Raw genomic sequence first — 5,369 nt, 5'->3', positions numbered from 1 at the left:
ATACGGTACCACCTGACTCCATTCCGAACTCAGAAGTGAAACGTATTAGCGCCGATGGTAGTGTGGGGTTTCCCCATGTGAGAGTAGGACACTGCCAGGTCCCATTAAGAAGAACCCGCCTAACGGCGGGTTTTTTTGCTTTCCGCAGAAAGAAAAATAATGGGGTCAGAGTACATTAATTCCCACTCCCCCCTGCAAAACCTCAAATTGGGTCAGAGTACTTTATTACTTTAAACATCAGAACATAGTCATTCCCTTACCCCCAGTGCCGCTAAATCAGTGAAATGTACTCCGCCTCCATTTTTTTAGAGAAGTAACAATCTACTTTGACACCCAAAAAAAGTCGAGTTACCCTTCGGCCGTTTTCAGTGCTTAGGCAGTGCCAGAAAGCATTTCATAAATAGCTCACCACAAAAATAATAAAGGGGTCAGAGTACTTTTTAATAAAGGGGTCAGAGTACTTTTTGGCTCTCACTCTCGCTAAAAAAAAATGTACTCTGACCCCATTATTCGAGGGATCAATGCTGTGGACTTGTTTGAATGTATAGAAAAAGCGACAGGTTGAAAAATAATCGGTATGGTATAAAAACACTAAACAGCTAGGAAGTTTGTATGTCAGCCTTACCATTCAATAATAACCCAGCTTATTTGCGGGGTAATTTTCAACTTGAACCAGTGGCCGCTCTATTAAAGCTGCATGCAGAACTTGTTTGCTTTCTTCTAATAGCATTCTTCTTTGTTGGTAATGCATTTATTGAAAATAGTGAAAAAGAGCGGGTCTTGGCTAATCCTCAGAAAAATGACTTTTTCTATATTGATTATAGAGCTATAGATCCTTCATCGGATGCTCGATTTCGCTATGTCCCCCTGAAATTACTTAGTGTTGATGATGATACTCTTACTTTTAAAGTCGGAAACATTGCTCACACAACACCTGTCTCGCCGAGTCAACATGCGAAATTTGATAAAGCGTTATTACTGCGCAATTACTATCGTGTTGATAACCTTGTGCTTAGCAAAACAAAAGTAAATGACTTGGTTACTTCTGGTGCCATTTACGATGCTAGGCGGCCTCGAAATATTTATATTAACGGTTGGATGGTTTTGCACCTTAACGAGTTAGTACCAGATAACAGTTAGTAATAAAAAAGCCTTTATAAGCGATAGAGTCTAAGTAAAGTAGACTCCTTACGAGTGAGGCAACATGTACCTTGAAGTGTTTATTTTATTTACTATGAATACAATACTCAGCCAATAAAGTACTCTGACCCCATTACTAATGGGGTCAGAGTCAATCTACTCACTTCATTAATCTGACAACTCGTACCTTGAAGCGTTTATTTCATTTGCTAATGAATGCAATGCTCACTTAATAAAGTACTCTGACCCCATAACTAATACTATCCGCTTATGGATAATTGGTTTAAAACGCTTTACATTTTAGAAGTGTTAATAAAATGTTAAGTGCGCATGATGAAGTATTTAGTTTTAGCTGTTATTGCCGGTCTCGTTAATGTAGTGATGTCTTTTGTCACTTCACATCTACTAATCTCTACAGTTGCTACGTTTCTTACTATCCTTTTCGCGGCCTTTATTATTGAGAAGGTATTTCAAAACCAAAATATAGCCGCTAGTAAAATTGTTCTAACTGACGATTATAAGAACAATGCACACAGCAATGATGCAACGAAAGTTAGTCATGCCGCGAGTAACATTGCAATTGGTGGTGCTTCTATCTCTTTCTTTTTAGAACAGTTATCAAAAGCATTTAATGAGCAAGTCGCGAACATCGGCGAGATGAGCGGTAGACTCCAACAGTTAGAAGTCTCCTCAACTCAGTTAGATGAGCTTGCCAAGAATGCTGCATTTTCTATGAATGAATCTGACGAGAAAACGCAGTTCGGCAGTACGTCGTTAAAAGAAGTATTAAGCCAGCAACAGCAGCTGGTTAAAAACATAAATGCGTCATCTGAAGCGCTTACTACATTAAAAAGTAAGGCCGAGGGAATAAGTACAATAACAAACACCATTAACCAATTAGCCGATCAAACAAATATGCTAGCGCTTAATGCGGCTATTGAAGCTGCAAGAGCGGGAGATCAAGGACGTGGTTTCGCCGTCGTTGCTGATGAAGTACGCGAGCTTGCCAAGAAAACAACCGATGCCACCTCAGGAATTGAAAGTTTGCTGCAGGATATGAATACAAGTAGCCAGGCCGCAGTGGCTACTATGGAAACGGTGCTTAACTCTAGTGATAACATGAATGTGAAATTAAAGGAGAGCGAAGAAGCTATCTCACACTCCAGTATGCTCTCTACAAAAGCCCGGGAATCGATGGGCGCTATGCAAGCAATGGTAGAAAATAATGCAGAACATAGCGCAGGTATAAGTACCAATATACTTCAGTTGCACACGACGACAGAAAAACTAGAGCACGACCTCACTGATGTTTCTACTCAGGCGCTATCACTGAGTAGTCAAGCTGAAGATATTTTCAGGCTGCTGGAAAGCTTCGACGTTAATGATCGAAACAGCGAAGTTAGAGACATTGCAGTAAATTCAGCCAAAACTGTTGGAGAGCGTTTCGAGCAAGCGATTTCAGAAGGGAAAATATCGGAAGCAAAGCTGTTTAATTTTGACTATTCACCTATACCGAACACTAATCCTATAAAGCACACGACACCTTTTGATAAGTTCACCGACGACGTACTTCCCGCTATCCAAGAACCTTTATTAGAAACACATAGTTTCATTATTTATGCCGGCGCAGTTGACGTAAATGGTTACTTTCCTACCCACAACAAGAAGTTTAGTCAGCCCCTTACTGGTAATTACGATACGGATTTAGCAAATAACAGAACGAAACGGATATTCGATGACAAAACCGGAAGTCGTTGTGGCAGCAATACCTCTACTTTCTTGCTACAAACTTACAAACGAGATACAGGTGAGGTCATGCATGATCTATCTGCACCGATATATGTGAACGGTAAACATTGGGGAGGGTTTCGTATTGGTTATAAAGCCAAAGAGCAGTAAGGTCTCTGTATTTACGTATAAGCGCTAGCTTCCGTTTTCTCACTTTAACGAATGAAAGTGGTAATGCTCTAGCGCTTAGCAATATTGGCAACAATATTATTCCTTCTTTACGCTTTTATTTGCTGCTTCGTTACCCTACCATTAGCGAATTGTTCGCAGTTCGTAAAACTCTATGCCTTCACTACAACCATACAGCACATTTGGCCTCGCCGCTTCTTGTGATTCTATCAAGTCGTTTAGCGACGTTACTTCATTCCTGTCTATCTTCAAAACTTCTAAAAACAATAACAAAGCCATTTATATATTGGGCGGTGGAAGCAATTCAGTCTTCACTGACGACTTTGACGGTACAATTCTGGTTAACGAGATTAAGGGAATAAGCCATTTTGATACTGAAAGTCACCATTACTTACGTGTAGGTGCAGGTGAAAACTGGCATGACTTCGTCACTTTGTGTATGAAAGAGAAGTGGTATGGTTTCGAAAATCTCGCCTTAATACCTGGCTCAGTAGGCGCATGCCCAATTCAGAATATTGGTGCGTACGGACGAGAAGTGAATACGTTAATCGACAAAGTAGAGTGTGTATTTCTTGAAACCGGCGAGCAGGTATTGTTGGGCAACGAAGACTGTCAATTTGGCTATAGAGACAGTGTGTTCAAGCATGCACTAGCGAACAAAGTGCTAATCACTCATGTAAACTTTAAACTGCCCAAGCACTACGAACTCGAGACCAGCTATGGCGAACTAGCGGCACTCACTGAGCCTACACCAGAAAAGGTGTATAGTAAGGTAATAGAAATTAGGAAGAGCAAACTTCCCGATCCTGCCGAGCTAGGCAATGCTGGAAGTTTCTTTAAAAACCCAGTGGTTTCAAAAGCAGTGTTTCAAGCGATTGCACAAGACTATGATTCAGTGCCCCATTTTGTGGTGAGCGGAAGTGCTGATTTTCCAGCCACTGAAAAAGAACAAATAAAAATTCCTGCCGCGTGGCTTATCGACCAGGCAGGTTTTAAGGGCAAGACTTTGAATAAAGTACGATGCCACCCTACACAGCCATTGGTACTTACTAACTTAGGTGGTGCCACCGGAAACGATGTAATAACCATGGCAAAAGATATCATAGCAAGCGTACAGGGTAAGTTCGGCATACAGCTTGAGCCAGAAGTGCGCTTATTAGGAAGCAAAGGACTTATTTCGCTATGAGACAAGCATCAAAAGCTATAAGAAAACATATACTCGCTTTGTTGTCCGACGGCCAGTTTCACTCAGGGGAAACCATTGCACAGCAAGTGGGCCTTTCGCGCACAGCAGTTGCAGGGCATATTTCCCAACTCGCCGATTGGGGATTAGATGTATTTAAAGTAAAAGGTAAAGGCTACCGTTTAGAACGAGGGTTTCCATTGTTAAGCGCCGACAGCATTAAACGTCATTTAGGCAATACAAAACGAGCGGTTATTGATGTGGAATCAGTATTACCTTCCACCAATACGGAAATGAAGAAGCGTATTGCCAGCAAACGAGAAGATCTTGAAAACGGCGATGTCGTTTTTGCTGAAATTCAGACCGATGGACGCGGTAGACACGGCCGTTCATGGTTAGCGCCAGTTGGCGGAAGCTTAACTTTTTCTATGTACTGGTCTTTTCCCGACGGTTATCAAAGCATGGCGGGACTTTCTTTATTGGTAGGCTTGGCAGTTTGCGATGCACTTAAAGAATTTGGCGTAGAAGACGCCGAGCTTAAATGGCCGAATGACATTTATTTGCAAGGTAAAAAGCTTGCGGGCGTACTTATTGAAGTAGAAGGGCAAATAGGCGCTACGGCGCATAGTGTTATCGGCATAGGTTTGAATGTTTGCGTACCCGATAATCAGTACGATGTTGGTCAGCCTCATAGCGATCTTGCGTCATATTTGGGCACTATCCCAGATAGAAATGCTTTAGCGGCAGAAATTATAAAATCGCTATGGTCTTATTTACCGAAATTTACCCAACAGGGTTTCGGGCCATTTACTGCATATTGGGAAGCGCTCGACTTATACGCCGACAAACGCATTGTTTTACAAATGGGTGAGAAACGTTTTTCCGGAATTGACAGGGGAGTAGACGCCAGCGGCGCACTACTTGTTGAAACACAAGATGGTATTACGCGATTCCATGGCGGTGAAGTTAGCCTAAGAGGCAATTAACGTTTTATCTTATAGCTGAGCTACGAAAATTTTGGCCATTTTTATTATAAAAATACTTCGTAGCTCATCTTTGTGATTTTTAGATAGAATTCTTTCCGTTCGTTTTACGCATTACATTGCGACTGAAACCAAAAATATGAACA

At 41.5% G+C, this 5,369-nt stretch carries 4 protein-coding genes and 1 rRNA gene; all 5 read left to right on the top strand.

The window, feature by feature from the left end:
- Positions 1-100 (top strand): 5S ribosomal RNA (gene rrf / locus QVA83_RS21540); the annotation flags it as partial.
- A gap of 512 nt (positions 101-612) precedes the next feature.
- Positions 613-1,140, top strand: a complete 528-nt coding sequence (locus QVA83_RS21535; RefSeq protein WP_014950849.1) for a hypothetical protein — start codon at positions 613-615, stop codon at positions 1,138-1,140.
- Positions 1,141-1,473: 333 nt separating this feature from the next.
- Positions 1,474-3,039, top strand: coding sequence for a methyl-accepting chemotaxis protein (locus tag QVA83_RS21530; RefSeq protein WP_156079141.1), 1,566 nt, complete (start codon positions 1,474-1,476; stop codon positions 3,037-3,039).
- 172 nt (positions 3,040-3,211) lie between these two features.
- Positions 3,212-4,243: a UDP-N-acetylmuramate dehydrogenase gene (gene murB / locus QVA83_RS21525; RefSeq protein WP_156078872.1), complete on the top strand. Its 1,032-nt coding sequence runs from the start codon at positions 3,212-3,214 to the stop codon at positions 4,241-4,243.
- A complete protein-coding gene (gene birA / locus QVA83_RS21520) occupies positions 4,240-5,226 on the top strand; it encodes a bifunctional biotin--[acetyl-CoA-carboxylase] ligase/biotin operon repressor BirA (protein WP_039222269.1) in 987 nt (328 codons plus the stop codon). The genes murB and birA overlap by 4 nt, the downstream gene beginning before the upstream one ends.
- The last annotated feature ends 143 nt before the right edge of the window (positions 5,227-5,369 follow it).

This window comes from Alteromonas sp. AO-Serp, assembly GCF_017849675.1.
In the GTDB taxonomy this organism is placed as follows: Bacteria; Pseudomonadota; Gammaproteobacteria; order Enterobacterales; family Alteromonadaceae; genus Alteromonas; species Alteromonas macleodii.
Note: the sequence above shows the minus strand (reverse complement) of the source record. Positions and strands in the feature narration are given on the sequence as shown.